Annotated in this window: 19 protein-coding genes and 2 pseudogenes; 11 read left to right on the top strand and 10 right to left on the bottom strand. The window is 71.8% G+C overall.

The features are described 5' to 3' along the window. Positions 1–34: 34 nt before the first annotated feature. The 3 genes and pseudogenes from P3T39_RS15630 to P3T39_RS15640 all read right to left on the bottom strand — a co-directional run bounded on the left by P3T39_RS15630 (position 35) and on the right by P3T39_RS15640 (position 1,975). The gene (locus P3T39_RS15630) at positions 35–562 is read right to left on the bottom strand and encodes a GNAT family N-acetyltransferase (RefSeq protein WP_280698182.1); all 528 of its coding nucleotides are present in this window, start codon (positions 560–562) and stop codon (positions 35–37) included. 11 nt (positions 563–573) lie between these two features. Further along, positions 574–1,065 (bottom strand): annotated as a pseudogene (locus P3T39_RS15635) (MFS transporter); the annotation flags it as partial. A gap of 430 nt (positions 1,066–1,495) precedes the next feature. Next, on the bottom strand, positions 1,496–1,975 hold the full coding sequence (locus P3T39_RS15640) for an ATP-binding protein (protein ID WP_280698184.1): 480 nt from the start codon (positions 1,973–1,975) through the stop codon (positions 1,496–1,498). A 609-nt stretch (positions 1,976–2,584) separates the two neighbouring features. Here P3T39_RS15640 and P3T39_RS15645 point away from each other — a divergent pair. Both P3T39_RS15645 and P3T39_RS15650 read left to right on the top strand, forming a co-directional pair. Continuing rightward, positions 2,585–3,184: a sigma-70 family RNA polymerase sigma factor gene (locus P3T39_RS15645; RefSeq protein ID WP_280698188.1), complete on the top strand. Its 600-nt coding sequence runs from the start codon at positions 2,585–2,587 to the stop codon at positions 3,182–3,184. After that, positions 3,181–4,374, top strand: coding sequence for a zf-HC2 domain-containing protein (locus tag P3T39_RS15650; protein ID WP_280698189.1), 1,194 nt, complete (start codon positions 3,181–3,183; stop codon positions 4,372–4,374). Before P3T39_RS15645 ends, P3T39_RS15650 begins: the two co-directional genes overlap by 4 nt. A gap of 175 nt (positions 4,375–4,549) precedes the next feature. On the opposite strand, the gene purU is transcribed toward P3T39_RS15650, so the two are convergent. After that, complete coding sequence (purU, locus tag P3T39_RS15655; RefSeq protein WP_280698190.1) at positions 4,550–5,416, bottom strand: formyltetrahydrofolate deformylase; 867 nt, start codon at positions 5,414–5,416, stop codon at positions 4,550–4,552. A gap of 172 nt (positions 5,417–5,588) precedes the next feature. Continuing rightward, positions 5,589–6,107, bottom strand: coding sequence for a hypothetical protein (locus P3T39_RS15660; protein WP_280698192.1), 519 nt, complete (start codon positions 6,105–6,107; stop codon positions 5,589–5,591). A 260-nt stretch (positions 6,108–6,367) separates the two neighbouring features. On the opposite strand from P3T39_RS15660, the gene P3T39_RS15665 reads away from it, so the two are divergent. Next, entirely contained in the window at positions 6,368–7,615 is a 1,248-nt protein-coding gene (locus P3T39_RS15665; protein ID WP_280698194.1) for an ABC transporter substrate-binding protein, read from the top strand. Positions 7,616–7,644: 29 nt separating this feature from the next. On the opposite strand, the gene P3T39_RS15670 is transcribed toward P3T39_RS15665, so the two are convergent. Together P3T39_RS15670 and P3T39_RS15675 are read right to left on the bottom strand one after the other, a co-directional pair. Then, entirely contained in the window at positions 7,645–8,913 is a 1,269-nt protein-coding gene (locus tag P3T39_RS15670; RefSeq protein ID WP_280698195.1) for a hypothetical protein, read from the bottom strand. Positions 8,914–9,180: 267 nt separating this feature from the next. Then, positions 9,181–10,557, bottom strand: coding sequence for a transcriptional regulator (locus P3T39_RS15675; RefSeq protein ID WP_280698197.1), 1,377 nt, complete (start codon positions 10,555–10,557; stop codon positions 9,181–9,183). A gap of 325 nt (positions 10,558–10,882) precedes the next feature. Between P3T39_RS15675 and P3T39_RS15680 the strand changes: the two genes are divergently transcribed. Continuing rightward, complete coding sequence (locus tag P3T39_RS15680; protein WP_280698199.1) at positions 10,883–11,578, top strand: bifunctional DNA primase/polymerase; 696 nt, start codon at positions 10,883–10,885, stop codon at positions 11,576–11,578. 552 nt (positions 11,579–12,130) lie between these two features. On the opposite strand, the gene P3T39_RS15685 is transcribed toward P3T39_RS15680, so the two are convergent. Next, positions 12,131–12,823, bottom strand: coding sequence for a metal-dependent transcriptional regulator (locus tag P3T39_RS15685; RefSeq protein ID WP_280698200.1), 693 nt, complete (start codon positions 12,821–12,823; stop codon positions 12,131–12,133). Between the two features lie 209 nt (positions 12,824–13,032). Between P3T39_RS15685 and P3T39_RS15690 the strand changes: the two genes are divergently transcribed. The 3 genes from P3T39_RS15690 to P3T39_RS15700 all read left to right on the top strand — a co-directional run bounded on the left by P3T39_RS15690 (position 13,033) and on the right by P3T39_RS15700 (position 16,034). Further along, positions 13,033–13,782, top strand: coding sequence for an SIS domain-containing protein (locus P3T39_RS15690; RefSeq protein WP_280698203.1), 750 nt, complete (start codon positions 13,033–13,035; stop codon positions 13,780–13,782). Positions 13,783–13,904: 122 nt separating this feature from the next. Continuing rightward, positions 13,905–14,888 carry a DUF4231 domain-containing protein gene (locus P3T39_RS15695; protein WP_280698204.1) on the top strand — a complete coding sequence of 328 codons (984 nt, stop codon included), beginning with the start codon at positions 13,905–13,907 and terminating at the stop codon, positions 14,886–14,888. Positions 14,889–15,158: 270 nt separating this feature from the next. After that, entirely contained in the window at positions 15,159–16,034 is an 876-nt protein-coding gene (locus P3T39_RS15700) for an alpha/beta hydrolase (protein ID WP_280698206.1), read from the top strand. 54 nt (positions 16,035–16,088) lie between these two features. Here P3T39_RS15700 and P3T39_RS15705 read toward each other — a convergent pair whose 3' ends face one another. Beyond that, positions 16,089–17,060 carry a D-glycerate dehydrogenase gene (locus P3T39_RS15705; RefSeq protein ID WP_280698207.1) on the bottom strand — a complete coding sequence of 324 codons (972 nt, stop codon included), beginning with the start codon at positions 17,058–17,060 and terminating at the stop codon, positions 16,089–16,091. Between the two features lie 94 nt (positions 17,061–17,154). Between P3T39_RS15705 and P3T39_RS15710 the strand changes: the two are divergent. After that, positions 17,155–17,322: pseudogene (locus P3T39_RS15710) on the top strand (Tn3 family transposase); the annotation flags it as partial. A 138-nt stretch (positions 17,323–17,460) separates the two neighbouring features. Here P3T39_RS15710 and P3T39_RS15715 read toward each other — a convergent pair. Continuing rightward, positions 17,461–18,216: a helix-turn-helix domain-containing protein gene (locus tag P3T39_RS15715; RefSeq protein WP_280698209.1), complete on the bottom strand. Its 756-nt coding sequence runs from the start codon at positions 18,214–18,216 to the stop codon at positions 17,461–17,463. A 228-nt stretch (positions 18,217–18,444) separates the two neighbouring features. Here P3T39_RS15715 and P3T39_RS15720 point away from each other — a divergent pair, with 228 nt between their 5' ends. Genes P3T39_RS15720 through P3T39_RS15730 form a run of 3 tightly spaced genes read left to right on the top strand, consistent with a single transcriptional unit; the run spans position 18,445 to position 20,907 of the window. Continuing rightward, entirely contained in the window at positions 18,445–19,110 is a 666-nt protein-coding gene (locus P3T39_RS15720) for a DUF4097 family beta strand repeat-containing protein (RefSeq protein WP_280698376.1), read from the top strand. 13 nt (positions 19,111–19,123) lie between these two features. After that, positions 19,124–20,122 carry an ATP-binding cassette domain-containing protein gene (locus P3T39_RS15725; protein ID WP_280698211.1) on the top strand — a complete coding sequence of 333 codons (999 nt, stop codon included), beginning with the start codon at positions 19,124–19,126 and terminating at the stop codon, positions 20,120–20,122. After that, positions 20,119–20,907, top strand: a complete 789-nt coding sequence (locus P3T39_RS15730) for an ABC transporter permease (RefSeq protein ID WP_280698212.1) — start codon at positions 20,119–20,121, stop codon at positions 20,905–20,907. Before P3T39_RS15725 ends, P3T39_RS15730 begins: the two co-directional genes overlap by 4 nt. The last annotated feature ends 263 nt before the right edge of the window (positions 20,908–21,170 follow it).

The raw sequence follows: 21,170 nt of genomic DNA on the forward strand, positions 1-21,170 counted from the left end.
CCCGGGGCACCGCCCGGCACCGGGGCGGCCCGGCTCAGCGCAGGTCGAGCCACATGGTGACATCGTCGCGGTCGTCACCGGGCGCGACCCGGATCGCGGCGGGCACCCGGCCGACCTCGACGTAGCCGCAGCGGCCGTAGAACTTCTCCAGGCCGAGCCCGCCGCGCAGGGTGAGCCGCAGGGCGTCCAGACCCCAGCCCCGGGCGATCCGCTCCGCCTCGGCCAGCAACTCGACGCCGTAGCCGCGCCCCTGGAACTTGGGGTGCACCATGACCCGCTTCAGCAGCCGCCAGTGGTCCATCAGTCCGAAGCGCATGTCCTCGAAGAACAGCACCCCGACCAGCATTCCGCTCTCGGCCTCGTGGGCGACCAGCAGGCGGTCCGGCCGACCGGGGCCGATGCCCTTGAACTGCTTGTCGGCCGTGACCTCGACCTCGTCCTCGGTGACCGGGGGAACGAAGCCGACGGCGCCGCCCGCGTTGCTCACCTCCGTCCACAGGGTGACGATGTCGGCCCGCAGTCCGGGAGTCGGCTCCGGGTCCAGAGTGAAGATCAGCGTCATGGGCACAGAGCCTAGTCGCCCATTACGACAACGGCGGGTCGGCGCCGCAGGGCGAGACAGAGCAGCACCGCGACCAGGCAGAGGGAACCCACCGCGTACCAGGCGAGGTCGTAGTTGCCGAAGTGGTCGCGGGCCAGCCCGGCCGCCGAGACCGCGAGCGCGGCGCCGACCTGGTGGCAGGCCAGCACCCAGCCGAAGACGATCGGCGCGTCGGCCCCGAAGTGGCGGCGGCAGAGCGCGACCGTCGGCGGGACGGTGGCCACCCAGTCCAGGCCGTAGAAGATCACGAAGGCCAGGATCGGCGGCTTCAGCGAACCCGCGAAGAGCTGCGGCAGCAGGAACAGGGAGAGCCCGCGCAGCGCGTAGTAGGTGGTGAGCAGCACCCGGGAGTCGAAGCGGTCGGTGAACCAGCCGCTGGCGATCGTGCCGGCCACGTCGAACAGGCCGATCAGGGCCAGCAGCCGCGCGCCGGTGGTGACGGGCATCCCGTGGGCGGCAGCCGGAGCGGATGGCGGCGCGTCGTACACGCCCCGAGCACGGTACGGGCCGCCATCCCTCCAGGACGCGCGGGCCCTGAACCCGCGCACGAGCACTCCGCACTCGCCGAGGAGCACACCCATGCGACCGGCAGCCCCTGATTCCCCCTGCTGACCCGGTTCGGGTGCTCCCTCGACGTCCCCTCGCAACGGAGAGCTGCACCCAAGAGTGATCAGTCGGATACGTCACGTCAATGGGTTGTCTGAAATTCGGAATGGTTGCGGCGCACTTCTGTCTTGAGGATGCGCGCCCATCCCGAGGAGCACGCCCGGCTTGAGGAAGCGCGTCCCGCGCGACGGGGCTCGGACCGGCGCCTGCCGTGCTCCACAGCCCGGGGAGCATCGGCACCCCGGGAAGCGTCGGCGGGCGCGTCAACCTCCCTGCCGGGCGGAGGGCTCAGCGGGCGTACACACCGGCGGCCGGGGCCTGCTCGGCCTGGCGGTCGCCCGTCGGGGCCGGGCCGATCTCGCACCAGACGCGCTTGCCCGAGCCGTCCGGATACCAGCCCCAGCGGTCGCAGAGCATCTCGACCAGTTCGAGCCCGCGGCCGTTGGTCGCGTCCCCGGCCGCGTGCCTGGGCGCCGGGGCGGTACGGCTCGCGTCCGCCACCTCGACCCGCACCGACACGTCCGCCGAGGGACCCTCGGGGTCCACCCCCGGACAGCACATCGGCATGGAGAGCCTCAGCACCGCCGGACAGCCGGTGTGCACCACCGCGTTGGTCACCAGCTCGGACACCACCAGGACGAGCGTCTCGGCGAGCGGCGCGTCCAGCTCCACGCCCTGGCCCTGGAGCCGCGAGCGCACCCACCGGCGTGCCCTGCCCACCTCGGCCGGGTCCGCCTGGACCGCCAGCTGCACCTGAAGTACCTGCACCGCTCCACCACCCGCACTCGCAGTTCGGCCACACTCCCTGCCGCCCGACCCGGGCAGCAGGGCACCTGATCACGCCGGTCCGGCAGGCCACAGGCATCCCGAGGCCCGATCGGACTGCCCATGGCTCGAACCGCCCATGGCTTCGTCACGAATACGCCTCAGGATGATCCGGTCGATCGGACGCAGCAAGCGCTTCGGGCATATTCCAGCGATCGAGGGACAGTGCAGTGCATACTGTCCCGCTCACCCTGACGAGCTTCGCACCGGCGCTCGTCCGGTGGCCCGACGAGGCCCGGTTCACACCCTGCTGCGCGAGCGTAACGAACGTACCGCCACCAGCCCCGGATCCCGCGATCGCCACGAGCGAACCACCCTTCCCACATGTGTCCACCGCCGATCGAACGGCAGCAACAGCAGTAACGGCGCCGATATCGCGATCTGACGATCGGACGTATTTCCTCCCCTTCTTCGTACGATTTCGCCGCGGGCCGGAAAGGCCCCGGGATAACGTGGAACCGGATACGCGTTGACCGGCTCCGAACACCCAGGGCTCAGCCGCGAGGCACCGGCCCGGCAGACCGGCCTGATCCACGGACGAGGGAGGGTGCCATGGCCGCCGCACAGCCCACCCCGAGCCGGGCCGCCCCGAGTTGGGACGAGCAGATCCGGTGGCGGCTGGCCCGCGGCGAGGAGACGGCCCTCGGTGAGCTGTACGACCGCTTCGGCCCGCTGGTCCACGGCCTCGCCGGCTGCATCCTGGACGACCGGAGCGCCGCCCAGCAGCTCACCCGCGAGGTCTTCGCCCACCTCTGGGAGCACCCCGATGCCTTCGACCCGGCCCAGGGCTCGCTGCGCTCCTGGCTCGGCGCGCTGACCCGCCGTCGGGCGCTCGACCGGCTGCGGCTGATGCACACCGACGGCCGCGAGCTGCGGGCCCGCGCCACCGCGGCCAGGGTGCAGTACGTGGTCGAGTCCCTGCCCGACCCGCTGCGCGAGAGCCTGGCCGTGACGTACTTCGACGGCCGCACCTATCAGGAGACGGCCCGTCGGCTCGGCATCAGCGAACAGGACGCCAAGCACAGGATCCGGCTCGGACTCGAACTGCTGGCCGGTGAACTCTGCGAGGAGGAGACGGCGGAACGCGCCGGGCGCACGAAATGGGAGCAGCCAGGCGCGGGGCGCACGGACGCGGCAGGAGCGGGCTCATGAGCATCGACGGCGCACAGCACGAGACCCTGCGCTCCCTGCTCGGCGCCTGGGCGCTGGACGCCTGCCCGCGCCGGGAGGCCGCCGAGGTGACCCAGCATCTGGCCGACTGCCCGGAGTGCGCCGAGGAGGCCGCCCGGCTGCGGGACGCGGCCGCTCGGCTCTCCACCGACGACCCGCTCGACCCGCCAGGGGCACTGCGTCAGCACGTGCTCGACTGGTGCCTCGCCCGCCGTCCCGCAGAGCTGCCCGTCCCGCCGTGGGCTGCCCCGTACGCGACCGAGAGCGCCAAGCTGGACGCCCTGCTCCGGGACCTCGGCCCGGACGAGTGGCACGAGGTCGCCGAACTCCCTTGGTACGGCGGGGTGCAGCACTGGCGTCCGGCCGAAGTGCTCTGTCACCTCGCGGCGGTCGACGGCCTGCTGGCACCCGCCCTCGGGCTGCCGGACCCGGTCGCCGGAGCGCCCGCGCCGGCCGCGGTTCCGGCCCGGGTGCCGCCGCAGAACGTCCTGGCACAGGCGGCGGAGCCGTTCGAGCAGGTGCTGCCGCGTGGCGGCGGACAGCAGGGCGGCGGGCCGCTCGGGGTGCTGGAGCGCACCGGGCGGTTGATGGCCGACCGGGCCGGTTCCGGACCTGCGGCGGTCCGCGCGATGTGGCGGCGGCAGAGCCATGCCCTGGTCCGCGGCGCCGCGTTGAAGGCCAACGGCGGTGCGCTGGTGGACTTCGGCTTCGCCAGCGTGCCGCTGCGCGACGCCTTCGTGGACCGGGCCTTCGAATGCTGGATCCACGGTGACGACATCGCCCGCGCGGTGGACTACCCGTATGCGCCGCCGGTGCCGAGGCACCTGCGCTCGATGATCGACCTGGCTGCCCGGATGCTCCCGCTCGCACTGGCCGTACTGCGCCGGCCGCAGCCCGAACCGGCCGGGGTGGGCGGCCCGGCGCCGCGCGGACGGGTGGTCAGGCTGGTCGCGGACGGACCGGGCGGCGGCGAGTGGCTCATCCCGCTGGACGGCCCCGAGTCACCACCGGACCACGCCGAGCCGATCGCCTCGATGGTGCTGGACGGCCTGGACTTCTGCCGACTCGCCGCCGCCCACCACGGCCCCGACCACCTGATGGTCGGCGAGTTCGGCGACCGCGCCGCCATCCGAGAGGTCCTGCGAGCGGCACCCCTGCTCTCCCGGCCCTGACGCCCCCCACAGGGCTCAAGGCACCCGACCAGCCACGCAGCACCCCAGGGGCGCGGGGAACTGCGGTGGTTTTGAGGGACGCGGGGAACTGCGCGAGAAACCCTGCACCTTCGTAGTGGGCTGGTCACGCAGTTCCCCGCGCCCCTGAAGGCGTTGCCCAGGTGCGCCGGGGCGGTCAGCCGAAGACGACGGTGCGGCTGCCGTTGAGCAGTACCCGGCGCTCGCTGTGCCACTTGACCGCGCGGGCCAGCGCCTGGCACTCCACATCCCGGCCGAGCGCGACCAGCTGATCCGGCGTCACGTCGTGGGTGACCCGGGCCACCTCCTGCTCGATGATCGGGCCCTCGTCCAGGTCGGCGGTGACGTAGTGCGCGGTGGCGCCGATCAGCTTCACGCCCCGGGCGTGCGCCTGGTGGTACGGCTTGGCGCCCTTGAAGCTCGGCAGGAAGGAGTGGTGGATGTTGATCACCCGGCCGGAGAGCGCCTTGCACAGGTCGTCCGAGAGCACCTGCATGTAGCGGGCCAGCACGACCAGGTCGACCTTCTCCTCGGCAACCAGGTCGAGCAGCTGCTGCTCGGCCTCCGCCTTGGTGTCCTTGGTGACCGGGATGTGGTGGAACGGAACGCCGTACGACTCGGTGAGCTCGCGGAAGTCGGTGTGGTTGGAGACGACCGCCGCGATCTCCACCGGCAGCGCGCCGATCCTGGTGCGGAACAGCAGGTCGTTCAGGCAGTGCCCGAACTTGCTCACCATCAGGACGATGCGCATCCGCTCGTCGGTCGGGTGGATCTGCCAGTCCATCCGGAACGAGGCACCGATCGCGGCGAAGCTGGCCCGCAGCTTCTCGGCACTGACCGGCTGCTCGGCGGAGAAGTGCACCCGCATGAAGAACAGTCCGCTGGCACCGTCCCCGAACTGCTGGCTGTCGATGATGTTGCAGCCGGTCATGAAGAGGTAGCTGGAGACCGCGTGCACGATCCCCTGCTTGTCGGGGCAGGACAGCGTGAGGACGTACTGGGTGCTGGCCGGCTGCTGTTCCACTGTGGGGGTTCCCGTTCTGAGGTCGGTGGGTGCGCAGGCGGTCCAGGGTGTCACATACCGGACGGGTCTCGTCGCGCTGCCCGTCATCCGGAACACCACCCCAGAACCCCCGCGCCCCTGCTTGCTTGGGGGCTGCCCCCGAAGCTTCCGTGCGTCCCCCGGGGGCCGACGGCTAGCCGACCTTGGTGAGGATGCGCAGCACTTCGAGCGAGCGCGGCTCCGCGTCCGGGTCCTCGCCGTCGCTCACCGCCAGCCGGACGTGCGCCTCACGGGCCGCCCCGACCGCCTCCGGCCAGCCGGGGTGGGCCAGGTAGCTCGCGGTGGGCGCGTCCGCGCCGACCTCGTGCAGGATGCGCAGCACCCGCAGCACGGCGACGTCCACCAGGGCGGCCTCGCCGCTGTCCCGGAAGATCGTGCCGACGTACTTCTCGGCCGACCAGCGGTCCAGCCAGGTGTCCTCGACCAGCCGGTACACGGCGTCGGTCACATCACCGTAGCCGGTCCGCCCGGCCAGCCAGGTCTGCTGCTGGAAGGCGGGGTCGGACAGCATGTGCAGCGCCGAGCGGAGTCGGGCGCGCCAGCGCCACCAGGGCAGGTCGTTGAGCGGCATGCCGCCCATCGTGCTGGAGCGGTGCCCACCACGAGAAGAGTTTCGGGCAGACCGGTACGAAGAATCTGAACTGGCGGACATGGGCAACGATCGTACGTTCCCTCACGGTTCGACCTCCACACGCGTTCTACACGCGTCGCCCAAGCTGCACGCCTGGAGTTCCCGTCCCGTTGGTCCGACGTTCGTTCCGCGTCCCTCTCCCTGAACACGTCCGGGTCAAGGCTGGATGCGGACGTATGCCAGTATCCCGGGGAGGGGCAACCATCATGGAACCCAGCGGACATCCCGAACGGCGGCACTCTTCCAGCGCCCGACAGCCTGCCTGCCGCCGCCGGCGCACCATGGGGGCGCTTGCTGCCACCGCCGCGCTGGTGCCCGCACTCCTCGCCACCTCCGCCTGTGGCGGCCCCGCCGACGCCGCCGCGGACGCGGACCACCAGATCACCCTGATGACCTGGGCACCCGCCGACACCGGCGCCGCCGACCGGCCCGGCATGACCGCGCTCGCCGAGGCGATCGGCCGCGAACTCAACGCCAAGGGCGGCCTCGCCGGACACCAGGTCACCATCCTGACCTGCAACGAACACAACACCGCCGACGGCGCCACCGCCTGCGCCCGGCAGGCCGTCACCGCGCACGCGGCCGCCGTGGTCGGCTCGTACAGCCAGTTCGGCAGCAACTTCGTCCCGGCCCTGGAGGCCGCCGGAATCCCCTTCATCGGCGGGTACGGACTCTCCACGCCGGAGTTCAGCAGCCCGCTCTCCTACCCGGTGAACGGCGGCACCCCCGCGCTGCTCGCGGGCAGCGGACTGCAGCTGGTCGAGGCCGGCTGCAAGACCGTCACCCTGATCCGCCCCGACACCCGCGCGGGCGACACCCTGCTCGGCTACCTCGCCGGGGCGCTCAAGCCCGCCAAGGTCAAGCTGATCGACCTCAAGGCACCCGAGCAGTCCAGCGACTACACCCCCATCGCCGAGAAGGCCATCGGCGATGACAGGCAGGGCAACTGCATCACCAACGCCCTCGGTCCCGAGCCGACCTCCAACCTGCTCGACCCGTACCGGCGGCTCGGGCCGCGCAACACCCTGCTGGCCTCGGTGATCGGCAGTTTCCAGCAGTCGGTGGTCGACTCCACCGGCGGCGACAGCGGACCGCTCGGCAGCGCCTACGCGACCGGCTGGTACCCGCCCGAGAGCTCGCACGTCTGGGACGCGCTGCGCGCCACCGTGCACGGCTACGGCGACGGCGCCGTCCCCATCGACGTGTCCGACCCGGGCGTGCAGACCACCTGGGTCGCGTACGAGGTCGTCCAGCAGACCGCCGCGCGGATCGGCGCGGGCAAGCCCATCACGGCGAAGGCACTGCGCAACGTCCTGGACAGCGGCGAGTCGATCGACACCGCCGGCGCCACCCCGCCGCTCGGCTGGGGCATGACCAGCATGCTCGCCAGCGCGGACTCGCCCCGCCTGGTGAACACCTCGGTCACCTACCAGCAGGTCAGGGGCGGACGCCTCACCGAGCAGCAGCAGGGCTTCGTCGACGTCCGCTGGGTCCTCGCCGGCGGCAGGCCCCCGGCCCAGGGGAACTGACCCGGGGGCGCGGGGCGGCCCGCCGTGGATCAGAGCTCGCTCTTGTCCTTGGTGGGCAGACCGGTCTGGCCGGCGATGGCGTTCCAGAGGCTGGATGCCTGGGTCTTGGCCGTCGTCGCCGCGCCGCTCGCGTCGGTGCCCGCCTTGTAGTGCGGGTTGTCCTTCTTGGCCGCGTCGCAGTTGGCCACCGAGTCGCCGGCCCAGCCGGCGTACTCGCGGTCGGCGGTGGCGGATGCCTGCCACGCCTTCTGCAGCTGCTCGACCAGCTGTGCGCCGCTCGGGAGCTTGTCCACCTTGAGCCCGTTCAGGCCGGCCACCAACTGGTCGCGCTGGGCCGCCGCCTGGGTGAGCGCCTGCTGGGACTCGGGCAGCTGCTGGCACTTGCCGACCGCGTCCACCGCGCCGATGACGGCCTGCCGGCTGGAGCTGGCCTTGCCCAGCAGGTCCGAGAGCGCCTGGGCCTGAGTCTGCAGCTCCGGGTTGGCCGCCGCGCCGCCGGTGCCCGTCGGGGCGGGCGCACTGCTGTCGACCTTGGCGACCGGTGCCGTCTTGGCGACCTTGCCGGCGCTCTTGTCGTTACCACTGCTCATCAGCAGGCCGACCACGACGGCCGCCGCCACACAGCCGAGGGCCACACCGCCGATCAGCAGCTTGTTCGAGCGGCGCCCGCCGCCGCCGTCCTCCGCGCCGGGCGCGTACGCCGAGGGAGCGGGCTGGAAGCCCTGCGCGGGCGCACCGGCGTACGGCTGCTGCTGCGCTCCGAACTGCTGTCCGCCGAAGGTCTGCTGCCCCCCGTACGAAGGCTGGCCGCCCATCGGCTGCTGGCCGCCGAAGCTCTGCTGGCCGCCCATCGACGGCTGGGCCGCCCCCGGAACGCCCGACTGCCCGCCGAAGCTCTGCTGCGGGCTGCCGAACTGCTGCTGCCCCCCGAAGGACGGCTGCTGCCCGCCGAAGCCCTGCTGCCCCCCGTACGAGGCCTGGCCGCCCATCGGCGGCTGGCCCGGCATCGGCGGCTGGGGCAGCCCACCGCCGGCCGCCGGGCCACCGGCCGGGTATGGCGGCAGGTACTGCGTCGAGGCAGCATCGGTCTGCAGCCCGGCCTGGTGCGGCTGCCCGCCCTGATGCGGTACGGCGCCCTCGGGGCCACCGCCCAGGTACTCGGGACCGCCCTGGAACTGCTCGGTCGGCACGTCCTGCTGCTGCGGCGGTGGCGCACCCTGCGCGCCTCCCGGCTCGGGCCGGAAGAGGTCGTCCAGGTTGAAGTCATTGGAGCTGGAGTACGAGCGGCGCTGGCTCAACGCGATTCCTCACCTGTGCACGGCACCTGGCATGCGCGGGCAGGCGACAGCCTCCGGGCGGCCCCATACCGCCTGTACCGTCTCAACCGCGTCTGCACCCGGGCCTTCCTCGGTTCTTCCGCGCGCTCGCTGACGGCGGACCACGACTACTCGGCTGCCTCGGCGATCCCGGCGGCGCTTGCGCCGCCGAACAACGCTTCCAATGCCGAATATCAGGCCCACGCTACCTGTTCACCGGCACGGGTGACTACGCGGGCCGGGCTTCTCTCACGCGGCCTCCACGTCGACCCGGGCCTGGAACTCCCGTACCACCCGGTTGTCCCGGTACGGCTCAAGCCTCCGCCGGAAGTCGTCCAGGTACTCCACACCCCGGTTCGACCGCAGTCCGCTGAGCAGCCGGACGGCCTGCGCGCCCGTCTCGCAGGCCCGTTCGACCTCCCGCTGCTGGAGCTGAGCGGTGGCCAGCAGCACCAAGTCCACGGCACGGCGCCGCACCCTGGTCGGCGGGTGGAGTTCGAGAGCGGTACGGGCGTAGCGCTCGGCCTGGGCCGCCTGCTCCAAGTCCCGGTGACAGTGCGCCAGCTCGTCGGCCAGGTACGCCTCGTCGAAGTGGACGATCCAGTCCGGGTCGTCCTCGGGGTTGCGCTGCTCCATCGCGGCCAGCGCCTTGGCGGCCACCGCCTCGCAGGAGCGCGCGTCGCCGAGCAGGGCATGGCCCCTGGCCTCCGCCGCGTAGAACATCGCCATCGCCGTCGGGGTGGCCACCGCACGGGCGCCTTCCTGTGCGGCGCGGGCGAGTTGGGCGATCTCACGCGGATTGCCGAGGGTCGCCGCCAGGTGGCTCATCGAGGCGGCGAGCACATAGCCGCCGTACCCCCGGTCGTCCGCCGCCTGGGCCAGGCGCAGCGCCTGGATGTAGTACCGCTGGGCGAGCCCGGGCTGCCCGGTGTCCACCGCCATGTACCCTGCCAGCTCGGTGAGTCGGGCGACGGCCGCGAACAGATGACGGCCCGTCTCCTCCCGGTACGCACCGGCGAGCAGGCCGGAGACCACGCTGTTGAGGTAGTGCACCACCACCGGGCGCACATGCCCGCTGCCGAAGCGGTGGTCCAACTCGACCAGCATCTGGGTGGTCGCCCGGATCGCCGCCACATCGGCGGGGCCGACCCGAGGGCCGCCGGTCCGGGCCACCACCGGGTCGGGCGGGGTGATCAGCCAGTCCCGGCTGGGCTCGACCAGCGCGGAGGCCGCCACCGTCGCCCCGGTCAGGAACTCGCGGCGGCCGACGTCGCTGCGCCACAACTCGCAGACCTGCTCCAGCGCGGCGCTCAGCGTGGGCGCGAACTGGAGACCGATGCCCGAGCTGAGGTTCTTGCCGTCGGCCATGCCGATCTCGTCCACCGTGACGCTCCGGCCGAGTTTGCGGCCCAGCGCCTCGGCGATCACGGCGGGCGCCTGGCCGCGCGGCTGCTGCCCTCGCAGCCAGCGGGCGACCGAGGTCTTGTCGTAGCGCAGGTCGAGCCCGTGCTCCGCGCCGCAGAGATTCACCCGGCGGGCGAGGCCCGCATTCGAGCAGCTCGCCTCCTGAATCAGCTGCTGCAAGCGCTCGTTGGGCTGCCGTGCGACAAGTGGTCTCGCGGCCATGGGTTTCGCCTCCCCACGCCCCCGGCCCTGACCGGAGGGCGACGATTCTGCATGCTCTGGTGCCGACGTGCCGACCGGACAAGGCTTCTGACCCCAGGCTAGCGATCAGCAACACCTGCGGGATACCCACGGTGACGGCCCCGCTCCCCACGCGCCCTGCCAAATGCCCCTGTGCGCCCCCCGCTGCGCCGGGCGCGACCCCCACCCGGCTGTACTGCGCCCCGCCGGGTCGGCCGTCTCACCGGTACGGGTGACATCGCATCCGGCACGCTGACCGCCCAGGTCCCAGCCGTAACCCCACTCACAGACGGTAGTTGAGCAGCACGTGGAAGACACCCCAGGAACTCAGGAGCAGGACCTGCCCCAACTGCTCATCGAAGCCGTCAGATACGCAGAGGACCGCCACTGGGAGGTCGCCCCCGGCGCATGGCTGATCGACGGCGAAGGACCGGCGCGCTGCTCGTGCGGCGACCTGAACTGCGCGCTGCCCGGCGCACACCCCGTCAGTGCCGACTGGCGCCGTCGGGCCAGCGCCGGGCCCGGCGTGGTCAGGCGCTGGTGGACGGAGAGCCCGTCGGCCTCGATCCTGCTGCCCACCGGCCGCGTCTTCGACGTTCTGGACGTCCCCGAGCTGGCCGGGTGCCTGGCACTGGCCCGGATGGAGCGGATGGGACTGCAACTGGGCCCTGTGGTGGCCGCCCCGGCGGCGGCCGGGCAGGTCGGGCGCCGGCTGCACTTCCTGGTGCTGCCCGGGGTGCAGAGCAAACTGCCGGAGCTGCTGCGCAAGCTGGGCTGGGCACCCGGCCGGCTCGACCTGGTGGCACGCGGCGAGGGTGACTACATCGTCGCCCCGCCGTCCCGCATCGGTCCGTTCCGCTACGCCCAGTGGGCCCGGCCCCCGTCCGCGATCAACCGCTGGCTGCCGGACGCCGCCGAGCTGATCAGCCCGCTCGCCTACGCCTGCGGCCGCGGCGGCGCAGCGATGACCGCCCCGAACGTCCAGCCGGTGGCGGTGCGCTGAGCCGACCGACCCGGGTGGATCCGCCCCGGACAGGGCCGATCGGCCCTCCCTGGATCACCGTCCTGCGCCTATCGGGTGACGGGCGGCGCTGCGCGAAACCCCGCGCGCATCTGACGGGCCTTGTCTCCCACCGGGGGCGGGGTCCGTCAGACGCACGTGCGGATAAGAGACCGGTGTACCCGATCGTCACTTGCGAAAAGCCCCTCGTACGAGTGACAGCACTCAAGGATTGCCGCGATCTGCCGAGGGGAGGAATTCCGACGAGAGGGGCGGACCGGAAGACAGGAGGACGGCGGCAACAGGGCCACAAAAGGGGACAGCAGGGCCGGGGAGACCGGGGGAAAGCCGGGGGCACCCGGGAGGGCGCTCGGACGGGGAAGCCGAGCGTGGTGGATCGGGGAGGAAGCCGGGGGGCCGTGGTACCGATCGCGCTCGGGGCGGTCGAGTGACACGGACCGGGGGATCAGGGAGGGAAGCGGGGAGGGTCGCGGAGCTCGGTGCACGGGGATGCACCGAGCTCCTCGGCATTCCTGTGCCGGCGCAGCCGCGGCCTCAGAGCTTGGCGACGAAGACGTGAGCGGCGATGTCCTTGCCCAGTTCGGCCGCGCCGGCGCCGCTGCCGACCAGGATGCCGCCGACGCCGGCCGAGACCTGGACCGTCGCTCCCGGGCGGACGCCGGCCCGGCGGAGCGTCCGCATCAAGTCCTCGTCCGTCTGGATCGGCTCGCCGATCCGGCGGACCACCACGCTGATCCCGGCCTCGCCGGGCTTGACCGCGTCGAGGGCGACCAGGGCGGCGTCGAAGCCCTCGCCCTCGGCCTTGGCGTCGCCGAGCTCGTCCAGACCGGGGATCGGGTTGCCGTACGGGGACTGGGTGGGGTGACCGAGCATGGCGAGCACCTTGCGCTCGACCGTCTCGCTCATCACGTGCTCCCAGCGGCAGGCCTCCTCGTGGACCTGCTCCCACTCCAGGCCGATCACGTCGACCAGCAGGCACTCGGCGATGCGGTGCTTGCGCATCACCCGGACCGCGAGACGGCGGCCGTCCTCGGTCAGTTCGAGGTGCCGGTCGCCGGCGACCTGGAGAAGGCCGTCGCGCTCCATCCGGCCGACGGTCTGGCTCACCGTGGGGCCGCTCTGCTCCAGGCGCTCCGCGATCCTGGCGCGCATCGGGGTGATGCCCTCTTCCTCCAGCTCCAGGATGGTGCGAAGGTACATCTCAGTGGTGTCGATCAGCCCAGACATCGCAGCCGGCTCCGTTCCTCGGTGTCCTCACCGCCAATTCTGACGTACTGAAGCGACAACCCGAGCCGCGCAGACCCCATGCCTCGGGCATTTCGTCCCTGTTGACAGCGGGGCGCCGCAGGCCGCACGGTGCTCGCCGTAGCTTTCTCCATTGCAATTCCCGAACTGCGGCCGGACGTTCCGGCCGCACACCACGGTACGGAGATCTGATGAGCGACCTGGTCGGGCAGTACTTCGATGCCGCGGTGGCCCACCTCCAGCGCGTCCGTACCGAGGAGGCCCAGGCCATCGAGCAGGCCGCAATGCTGCTGGCGGACGCGGTGGCGGAGGGTAGGCGGATCTTCACCTTCGGCGCCGGGCACTCCTCACTGCCCGCCCAGGACGTGGTCTACCGGTCCGGCGGCCTGGTGGTGATCAACCTGCTGAACGTGCCCGGCATGATCGGGGTCAATGTGATGCCCGCCCCGCTCGGCAGCGCGCTGGAGCGGGTCTCCGGCCTTGCTCCGGCGACGCTCGATCTCACCCCGGCCCGCGAGGGCGATCTCCTTTTCGTCATCTCGCTCTCCGGACGCCAGGTGATGCCGATCGAGCTGGCCCAGCACGCCCGAGCGCGCGGACTGACGGTCATCGGGGTCACCTCACTGGCATACCCCGGCGAGGTCACCTCCCAGCACCCGTCCGGGACGTACCTCAAGGACCACTGCGACGTGGTGCTCGACAGCAAGATCGCGGTCGGCGACGGCGAGCTGAGCCACCCGGGCGCCGGGACCACCTTCGGCTCCGTCTCCACCGTCGTGACCAGCGCACTGATGCAGGCCGTGGTGGCCTCGGCGGTCGGGAAACTGGCCGACAAGGGCATCACCCCGCCACTGTTCCGCTCCGGCAACGTCGACGGCGGCACCGAGTGGAACACCCAGGTGATGGCGGAGAACGCCGACCGGGTCTTCTACACCTACTGAGCCCCCGGCGCCGAGACCCCGGGCCGGGAGCCCGCAGATTGGCCGGACAGTGCGCGTACCGGCCCTGCGCTCGGGGCAGTACGTACCTGCTGAGTACACGGCAAGGCGGCAGAGGGGCCGACATGGCGGGGTCAGGGCGTTCCATCCGGCGCTTCGAGGAGCGCGAGCTTCTGCCCGGGCTCTTCTGGACAGCAGACTCCTCCTCGCTCCAAGGGCAGCAGCGGGCCGTCGCACTCTCCCGCTGGGAGCTGTTGCTGCTGGTCGCGGCAGCAGCCTCCGGTTCGGCGGACGGCAGGCCCTGGGCCTGGATCGCGGCCTTCGCCTACCTCTGCACCGTCGTCCTCGCGGCCGTGGTCAGCCGGCAGAACCCCCAGGGCCTCTGGTACGAGGGCCGGGCCGCCGCCGAGTCGGTGAAGACGCTCTCCTGGAAGTACGCCGTCCGCGCCGACGCCTACCAGCCACCGCCCCGCGCACTGCCGGACGCCGAACGGCTCTACGACGCCCAACTCGGGGGCATTATCAGCCAGTTCGGCGCAAGCCGGGCGATCCCGCAGTTCGACCAGGTCCAGGCCGAACTGTACGCCTGGCGCGGCCCGGCCGTCGGGCGACCGGCCCATCACCCGCAGATCACCGAGACCATGCAGGCCCTGCGCGACCAGCCGTTGACCGTCCGCCGCGAGGTCTACCTGCGCGAACGCGTGCGGACACAGCGCGAGTGGTACCACGCCAAGGCCCGCCAGTGCGCCAACGCCAGCCGCTGGACCAGCCTGCTCGGCATCGCCCTGCCGCTGCTCGGGCTCGGGCTCGCGGTGCTGCGCGCGCTCGGGTACTTCAGCTACGACGCACTCGGCACGGTCTCCGCCATCGCCGCCTCGATCGCCGCCTGGGCGCAGCTGCGCCAGTACCGGCCGCAGGCCGCCGCGTACTCGCTGGCCGCCTCCGAACTCGCCGTGATCGAGGCCCAACTGGGCAGCCTGGAGCTGGAATCCGGGGAGGCCGAGGAGATCTGGGCCCGGCTCGCCCGGGACGCCGAGGACGCGATCTCACGGGAGCACACCACCTGGCAGGCCCGCCGCGAGGTCCGCAACCTGGACGTGGCGGGGTGACCGGGCCGGTCCCCCTCTCCGCGGACGGCCGGCAGCTCGGGGGCGCGGGGCCCTGCCTGATCAACTGCGTGCACGCAACAGCGGGCACCGGGATCCAGCCGGGCGTGGAGGGCAGATGACACCTCGCGGCCTCGGCGGAGGGTGTCACCCGCCCTCCCGGGTCCGGTGCGGCTCCGGTCCCCTCCGTCCCGTGCACGCAGCCGATCAGACAGAGTCCTGCGCCCCCGGGGCGCTGCCAGGGCCTACACCCCCCGACCGAGGAGACAGCGAGTGCCGGAACTCATGGTCCAGGCCGCCGACGGCCGCAGGCTGGCGGTGGACACCCACGGGCATATAAAGGGCCGGCCGGTCTTCCTGCTGCACGGCACACCCGGCAGCCGGGTGGGTCCGCTGCCGCGCGCCTCGGTGCTGTACCGGCTGGGCGTCCGGCTGATCTCCTTCGACCGGCCCGGGTACGGGGATTCCTCGCGACTGCCCGGCCGCCGGGTGAGCTCGGCGGCGGACGATGTGACGACGATCGCGGACGCCCTGGGACTCGCCGACTTCGCCGTCCTGGGACGCTCCGGCGGTGGCCCGCACGCGCTGGCCTGCGCGGCCCTGCTGCCCCACCGGGTGACCCGGGTGTCAGTACTGGTCAGCCTGGCGCCCCGGCACGCGGAGGGCCTCGACTGGTACGCCGGGATGACCGAATCCAACCGGCGCGGGTACAGCGAGGTGGAGCGCGGGCTGCACCGCTTCGCCGACGCCTTCCAGGTCCGGTCGCGGAAGATCAAGGACGATCCGGTCGCCGTGATCAAGGGCCTGGTACCCGAACTCCCGCCCACGGACCGATCGGTGGTCGCAGACGCGGGAATCCGCCGGATGCTGCTGAGCACCTACCGGGAGGCCTTCCGCTACGGCGCGTACGGCTGGATCGACGATGTGCTGGCGTTCACCAGCGACTGGGGCTTCACCGTGGAGAACATCACCGTCCCGACCCGGCTCTGGCACGGTGCGGACGACCAGTTCTCGCCGGTCCAGCACTCCCAGTGGCTCGCCGACCACATCCCCGGTGCAGAGCTCTACCTGGAGCCGGGCGCGGCCCACTTCGGATCGCTGCGGGTGATGGCCGAGGAACTGAAGTGGGCGGCGGGCCCGTCCTGCTGACCACCGGAGGAGAAACCCTTCACATGCGCGGGGCCCTGCTGGTTCGCGCCGGGGTCAGCCGACCGGCGTCTGCGGGGCGCCGCCGGAGAGTACGGCGAGGACGTTGTCGACCGCCAGATTGCCCATCGCCTGCCGGGTGCGGAGGGTGGAACTGCCCAGGTGCGGTGCCAGCACGGCCCGTTCCTGGGCGAGCAGGGCCGCGGGCACCTCGGGCTCACGCTCGAAGTTGTCCACGGCGGCGGCGAAGAGCGCGCCCGAGTCCAGGGCGGCGGCCAGCGCCTCCTCGTCCACCACCCCGGCGGTCATACTGACCACCACTGCTCCGGCGGGCAGCAGGGCCAGGCGCTCGGCGTCGAGCAGGTGCCGGGTGCCGGCGTTGAGCGGGCAGCTGACGACCAACACCTGGGACTGGGCGAGCAGTTCCTCCAGCGGAAGCCACCGCGGGCCGCCCTGGGTCTCGTCGGCGGGCCGGGTGCGGTTGTGGTAGCTGACCGGCATGTCGAACGCGGCGGCGCGGCGAGCCACGGCCTGTCCGATCCGGCCCATGCCGAGGATGCCCAGTGGAGTACCGGCGAGCTCCAGGCCGAGCAGGAAGTCGGGCGCCCAGGCCCAGGGCCGCCCGGAGCGCAGCCAGCGTTCGCCCTCGCCGAGCCGCCGGGTGGCGGCCAGCAGCAGGGCCCAGGCCATGTCGGCGGTGGCGGCGGTGAGGACGCCCGGGGTGTTGCTGACCAGGACGCCGCGCTCGGCGCAGGCGGCCAGGTCCACGTTGTGGGTGCCCACCGCGTGGTTGGCGACCAGCCGCAGTCCGGGCCCGGCGGCCTCCAGGAACTCGGCGTCCACCACATCGTCCAGAGTGGTGACCACCGCGGCCTTGCCGACTACGGCCTTGAGCAACTCGGCCCTGGACATGGGGAGATCGTCGTCGTGCAGGGTGACGGCGCAGGAAGACATGAGCCGTTCCAGCACCCCGGGGGCGAGCCGACGGGTAACGAGTACGGGCGGCAGCGGCGGCAGGCTCTCGGTCACAGCTCGGCAGCGTACACGGCATCCCTCACGGGCAAACGCGAACCACTTCGGGGACAAGCGGTAGTCGTTCAGGGGCAAGGGTGAGCAGATTGGGCACGACCAGATGGTCAAGTACGCCACCGCCCTGCGCCTGGGCACGGCGGAGGCCGAGCAGGTGCTGCGGCGCTTCACCCGCGGCGGCCCCAGGCACCCCACCTACGCCGCCCTGGAAGAGCTCGGGCGCGCGGTCCGCACCATCTTCGCCTGCGACTGTCTGGCCAGCCACGGAGCTGCGATGAAGGACTTGCCGACCTCACCGACCCCTGCATGAGCGAGGCCGCCCGGCGGGCGGGCGACGGGGTCGGCTCAGGTTGAAGGGTCCGGCGTGGTCACCGCCGGCTGTGACCGTCAAGACGGCTGTCTATCCGCGATCCGAACCTGGCGTGGTGGTGTCACCTGGGGTCGTTCCGGGCTTCGTGTAGAGGACTTCGCGGACCTGCTCCGCGGCGCGGAGGATGCTCTCGCTGATGAAGTCGCTGAAGCGGGCGATGTTCTCCAGGCGGGCGGCGGCCGGGGTGCCGACGCCGAGGATGGTGACGCCCTGCCGCGCGGTCTCGGCGACCTGGGCGACTCCGCGGGCACTGGCGATCGTCGACTGGTACCAGATGTCGTCGTCGACGACGTAGCGCTCGCGGCGGCGTTCGTCGCGTTCCCGTCGGACGAGGCCCAGGCTTTCGAGGGCCGCGATCGCTTTGGAGACGGAGGCGGGGCTGACCTGGAGGCGCTGGACGAGTTCGGCTGCGGTGAGGCTGCCCGCGTCGGTGGTGAAGAGGCAGGTCAGCACCCGGGATGTCATCTTGGGCAGGCCCTGTTGCATGAAGAGGGTGGTGAACGTCTCCTCGTACTCGCGCACGGCCTCGTCGTCGCGCCCGTGGCCCTGCGTCGGCGCCCCCTGCCCGCGGGGCGCGGTCTGCCTGCGCCGGTGGGTGCGGCGTTCGGTGGCGCGGTGGGCCAGGTCGGCGCGGTAGGCGGTGGGGCCGCCGTTGCGCATCACCTCACGCGTGATCGTCGAGGTGGGACGGTCGAGACGTCGGGCGATCTCCGCGTAGGCGAGGCCGTCGGCCATTCCCAGCGCGATCTGCTGACGTTCCTGCTGGGTGAGTCTGCCTCCCGGCATCGTGATCTCCCTTCGTACTTCCCTGGTGCCGCCAGTGTAGCGTTCGCTCGCAGTCCAATGCAACGATCAGGGCGCCTGCCATTGCGTTAGATTTACACCCGTTGCAATGAAATCTGGACTTCTACCTGCGCTAATGCAGATTGTTCGCAACGAACATGTTGCGCGATCCTCGAACGCAACATAGCGTTTCCGGCATCAGAAACAACGAGCGAGCTCGAGGAGAGCATGATGCAGAAGTTCGACACCCCCGCCGCGATCTCCGCCGTCCTGGACATCCCCGCCGGGCGCATCCAGGTCATCGCCGCCGACCGGGCCGACACCACCGTCGAGGTCCTGCCCGCCAACCCCTCCAAGGGCCGCGACGTCCAGGCCGCCGAGCAGACCACCGTCGCCTACGCCGACGGCGTCCTGCGGATCCACACAACCGGCCCCAAGAACCAGCTGTTCGGCCCCTCCGGGTCCCTGGAGATCACCGTCCAGCTGCCCGCCGGCTCGAGCATCGAGGCCAAGGCCGCCAGCTCCGAGCTCCGCGGCGTCGGCCGCCTTGGCGACGTCGCCTTCGAAGGCGCGTACCGGCAGATCAAGATCGACGAGGCGGCGAGCGTCCGCCTCACTGCGGTCGACGGCGACGTCGAGGTCGGCCGGCTCAACGGCCCCGCGGAGATCAGCACCGCAAGGGGCGACATCCGGATCACCGAGGCCGTGCGCGGCACGGTCGTGCTCCACACCCAGTCCGGCGACATTTCGGTCGGCGCCGCCGCCGGCGTCTCGGCCGCCCTGGACGCCGGCACCGGCTACGGCCGCATCAGCAACGCCCTCAAGAACGACGGCACCGCCGAACTCGACATCCGCGCCACCACCTCCCACGGCGACATCACCGCCCGCAGCCTCTAAAGGAGCACCCATCGTGACGAACCTGGCCATCGCGGCGAACGGGCTGCGCAAGTCCTACGGCGACAAGGTCGTGCTCGACGGCGTCGACCTGGCCGTCCCCGAAGGAACGGTCTTCTCCCTGCTCGGCCCGAACGGCGCCGGCAAGACCACCGCCGTCAAGATCCTCTCCACCCTCATCTCCGCCGCCCCGGGCACCGGCGACATCCACATCGGCGGCCACGACCTGGCCACCGACCCGCAGGCGGTGCGTGCCGCGATCGGCGTCACCGGGCAGTTCTCCGCCGTCGACGGGTTGATCACCGGCGAGGAGAACATGCTCCTCATGGCGGACCTGCACCACCTGTCCAGGCGCGAGGGACGGCGGGTCGCCGCCGAACTGCTGGAGCGCTTCGACCTGGTCGAGGCCGCGAAGAAGCCCGCCTCCACCTACTCCGGCGGCATGAAGCGCCGTCTCGACATCGCCATGACCCTGGTCGGCAACCCGCGGATCATCTTCCTCGACGAGCCGACCACCGGCCTGGACCCCCGTTCCCGGCACAACATGTGGCAGATCATCCGCGAACTTGTCACGGGCGGCGTCACCGTCTTCCTCACCACCCAGTACCTGGACGAGGCCGACGAGCTCGCCGACCGTATCGCCATGCTCAACGACGGCAAGATCGCCGCCGAGGGCACCGCCGAGGAGCTGAAGCGGCTCATCCCGGGCGGGCACGTCCGGGTCCGCTTCACCGACCCGGACGCCTACCAGTCCGCCGCCCTCGCGCTGCGCGACATCACCCGGGACGACCAGGCGCTGGCGCTGCAGATCCCCAGCGACGGCAGCCAGCGCGACCTGCGCTCCGTCCTCGACCGGCTGGACTCCGCCGGCATCCAGGCCGACGAGCTGACCGTACACACCCCCGACCTCGACGACGTGTTCTTCGCCCTGACCGGCACCGACCCCCAGCCCGGCCTGCCCAGCCAGTCCAGCCAGTCCAGCCAGTCCAGCCAGTCCAAGGAGGCTGTCCGATGAGCTCCCTGACCCTCGCCCTGCGCGACTCGTCCACGATGCTGCGCCGCAACCTCCTGCACGCGCGGCGCTACCCGTCCCTCACCCTGAACCTGCTGCTCACCCCGATCATGCTGCTGCTGCTCTTCGTCTACATCTTCGGCAACACGATGAGTGCCGGCATCGGCGGCGGAGCGGGCCGCTCCGCATACATCGCGTATGTCGTCCCCGGTCTGCTGCTGATGACCATCGGCAGCACCGTGATCGGAACCGCGGTGTCCGTCTCCAACGACATGACCGAGGGCATCATCGCCCGCTTCCGCACCATGGCGATCCACCGCCCCTCGGTGCTCGTCGGGCACGTCGTCGGCAGCGTGCTGCAATCGATCACGAGCGTGGTCCTCGTCGGCGCCGTCGCCGTGGCCATCGGCTTCCGGTCCACGCACGCAACCGCCCTGGACTGGCTGGCGGCGTTCGGGCTGCTCGTGCTCTTCGCCACGGCCCTCACCTGGATCGCGGTCGGCATGGGCCTGATCAGTCCGAACGCCGAGGCCGCCAGCAACAACGCCATGCCGCTGATCCTGCTGCCGCTCCTCTCTAGCGCCTTCACCCCGATCCACTCCATGCCCGGCTGGTTCCAACCGATCGCCGAATACCAGCCGTTCACGCCCGCCATCGAAACCCTGCGGGGCCTGCTGCTCGGCAGCGAGATCGGCCACAACGGGTGGCTCGCCATCGCCTGGTGTCTGGGTCTCGCGGTGCTCGGCTACTTCTGGTCGACCTCGAAGTTCAACCGCGACCTGAAGTAACCGCCATGACAGCGCGGACCCCCTCCCGCAACTCGACCCGCCCCAGGGCGGCGTACTCCGACACCGCGTCGGCATACGCCGCCCCGTCGGCGTTCCCGGCCGCCATGCCGGGCGCGCTCCGCCGACATCGTCGGCTGGAACTCCCGCAGCACCCGCAGCCGTTCGGCCGGCGCGAGCAACCGCACCGCGGAAGGGTCGCCGACGGCAAGGCCCGCCACGGCGCGCCCGTGCAGGGCGGTGCCGTACGCCGAGAGAGGGCCGGG

Origin of the sequence: Kitasatospora sp. GP82, from assembly GCF_029892105.1 — a bacterium.
Taxonomy (GTDB): Bacteria; Actinomycetota; Actinomycetes; order Streptomycetales; family Streptomycetaceae; genus Kitasatospora.